Source organism: Bacillus sp. K2I17 (assembly GCF_002209985.1).
Lineage (GTDB): Bacteria > Bacillota > Bacilli > Bacillales > Bacillaceae_G > Bacillus_A > Bacillus_A wiedmannii.
The window spans coordinates 1-2,798 of record NZ_NJGF01000103.1 but is presented as its reverse complement, the minus strand read 5'-3'; the positions used below and the strand labels follow the sequence as shown (position 1 = coordinate 2,798).

General features: G+C 35.0%; 3 protein-coding genes and 1 pseudogene. 1 reads left to right on the top strand and 3 read right to left on the bottom strand.

Annotated elements, in window-relative coordinates; translation table 11 throughout:
- The first annotated feature begins 216 nt into the window (after positions 1-216).
- Positions 217-324 carry a YjcZ family sporulation protein gene (locus CER22_RS30810; protein ID WP_000505670.1) on the top strand — a complete coding sequence of 36 codons (108 nt, stop codon included), beginning with the start codon at positions 217-219 and terminating at the stop codon, positions 322-324.
- 199 nt (positions 325-523) lie between these two features.
- On the opposite strand, the gene CER22_RS30805 is transcribed toward CER22_RS30810, so the two are convergent.
- From CER22_RS30805 to CER22_RS30795, 3 genes and pseudogenes are all read right to left on the bottom strand, one after another.
- Positions 524-1,432, bottom strand: coding sequence for an alpha/beta fold hydrolase (locus CER22_RS30805; protein WP_088610486.1), 909 nt, complete (start codon positions 1,430-1,432; stop codon positions 524-526).
- Positions 1,433-1,678: 246 nt separating this feature from the next.
- Complete coding sequence (locus CER22_RS30800) at positions 1,679-2,278, bottom strand: DUF6241 domain-containing protein (RefSeq protein ID WP_088610485.1); 600 nt, start codon at positions 2,276-2,278, stop codon at positions 1,679-1,681.
- A 148-nt stretch (positions 2,279-2,426) separates the two neighbouring features.
- Positions 2,427-2,798: pseudogene (locus CER22_RS30795) on the bottom strand (S-layer homology domain-containing protein); the annotation flags it as partial.

The window sequence follows — 2,798 nt, the reverse complement described above, 5'->3', positions numbered from 1 at the left end:
CAATCGGACTTTAATGGGCAGCCCGACCCCCACCTAACTTCTTTGCTTTCGCTGAATTTTGAGGTGGGGGGCTTACTGCCCATTAAAGCGGGATAAATAAATCTATTTTGGAAAGGACCTGCTCCATTCATTTGTAAAAGCATAAAGTAAATTGAATCCGTTAAAACACATGAGTGAACTCTTAGTTTTCCTCTCCTATTAAAAGGAGGAACTATTATGGGCTTTGGTGGTAGTTGTGGCGGCTGTGGCTTCGCTGGAGGATTTGCTTTATTAGTTGTATTGTTTATTTTATTAATCATCGTTGGAGCTGCTTGCTTCTGCTAAAAAACTATCGGAAAGACACTCATGTGAGTGTCTTTTCTTCATATGTAAAAAAAGCCCGCCTATTTCCGTAGGCGGGCCTTATCTTTATTACACAATATCAAAGTATACTCTCTTTTTCCTTGATTTTTTATGTAATTATACATATTCATGAAAATAGAAGAAGTAAAATTGTCATTACAACATATTTCCCACTTTCAACTTATTTATCAGTAGAATGTTTTTCTACAAAATCAAGGATTCTAGCATTAACTTCGTTAGAGAACTCACCATTAATTGCGTGAGATGCATTTTTCCAGTTCACTATATCTATATCTTTAACGTATTTTTTTCCAGTTTCAACTGCTTTTACCGAATTGTGCATTGTACTTTTTTCAGCCATTAAGGCAAGCACTGGAACATTGATATTTTTTAAGTCTTCTTTACTAAATAAATCAGGCGCTGGTGTTTTCAATTTATAGTTACGCATGCCCGACTCGATTAACTTAGCGATCGGCTCATCATCATTTGTTTCTGCTCCTCCAGAAACATAGCTTAACATCTTTTCTCTTAAAAACCTAGGTACAATAGGAACGGAAGCTGGAATAGATGCCAGAATCATCTTTATGGATATTTGTGCAAATACAAAGACTGGGTCCAATAAACTAGCCGTAGCAATATGCTTAGGGTTATATCTGGCCAAATTCATTGCTGTCCAACCTCCAATAGAGACACCCACGATATGCACTTTTTTTAAACCTAATCCTTCAATTACTTCATTTAACCATTCTGCTTGTTGTTTTTGGTTTTCAATCACCTTCGTTTGCACGCTCATTCCAGGTTCACCAAGTAAATCTATTGTGTAAACAGGCCTTTTCTCCCTTAACCCTTCTAAATTCGGTACCCACATTGGAGTAGATGCACCACGTCCAGGGAGTAAGAGTATTGGTTCCTTATGTTTATTTTCCTCTTTAGTAAAGTAATACGTACGAATTGTGCCAAATGTAGTTTCTATATCTTTCATATCGTTAGGTGTTGGAAGAAGTGCCATTGATTCATCGTAGGCAATTTGAAAGTCTTCTTTTCCTTTTTCAGATATAAAGTGGCCAACCTTATTATCCTCTCTCTTCATTTGAATCCCTCCTTTCTACAAATATATGGATAAACTTTATTTATATATTCATGGGAATCATCCATTGAAAATTTATCTTCTTTAAGCCAAAACTGTCATTTAGAAAAAAGAAAAAGACACCCTAAGGTGCCTTTCTCTGACTTGAACCATCTTAATTTTAATAATATGTATTGGACTCCCAAGCAAATACCATATTGCAGGGTAAAAGCATTGTACTTCTTATTGGTATGCAATTCAGTTTTATTTCTATAACCCTCCATGTTTCCACTCTTTATTATGAACATCTAATCCTTCTTGACCAAAGAAATGGAGAATAAATTCTTTTTCATCACTATCAGTTTTTTTAGCTAGTTTAGCTCCCTCCATACTTTGCTTTTTTCCAGAACGTAAATAATGAATTTCACTATAGTCTTCAACTGCAGATTCGAAATCTCCACCGTACCATTTGTTCAAAATAGATTCATATCTTTTTCTTTCATCATTATTGATAACATTTAAGTTATTTTTTAGGTACTGAATGTTTGCTTTCGTCATTTGAAGTCGCCCTACATCACGGGTACCAGAAACATGAAGATTCTTCCCATTGAATGTGAGTTTTTGGAGAGACATATGTATCATCATGTCATTTATAGTTTGCTCGTTTTTAATTTCTCCAATCATCTGTGCCGCTTTAGATAATTGCTCTTCACTTACTACGTAACTATCTTTTTGTTGCTTTTGATTAGTTTGAACTTTTTCTTCTTGTTTAGGCTTTGCTTCAGTTGCAGTCTTCTCATTTGTGCTACAAGCAGCCATGCTCACAAGTAATGTACTGCATGCTAATGATGTAAGTAATTTTCGTTTCATATTGTATGCCTCCGGTATGTACTAGTTATTTCAGCAAAAATGTAAGATTTCTCACCTCATGGTAGCAAACAAGTCATTTATACATTGTCATATTTTGTCGGATAAAAATAAAAAAAGCATCTGAAACAGATGCTTTTTCTCATTCTCACTACATAAACGTAATCGTCACTAAAGAATATCCTTCTTTCGCATTATACGGCTCCGCTTTATAAGAAACACGGTTTGCCCCTTGCGGATAACCGATTTCTCCAATTACTTTTTTCACATCTTGCAACGCACCATCCATTGATTGTTTATAAAGGATTTCAATCTTTGGTGACTTTTCGTTATAACGTTGCTGCATTTTATTTTTGAATTCATTATAGTTATTTGCTATGTACTCATTTCCTAAATAATTTAACTTTGTATCTTTTAATATTTGCTGATATGCAGGAGTTTTCGTACCACCTGCCGTAATTTTATTTGTTAATGTACTATAATAATTTGTTGTAGCTTGCGGATAGTCCCCGCGGTTCCACTC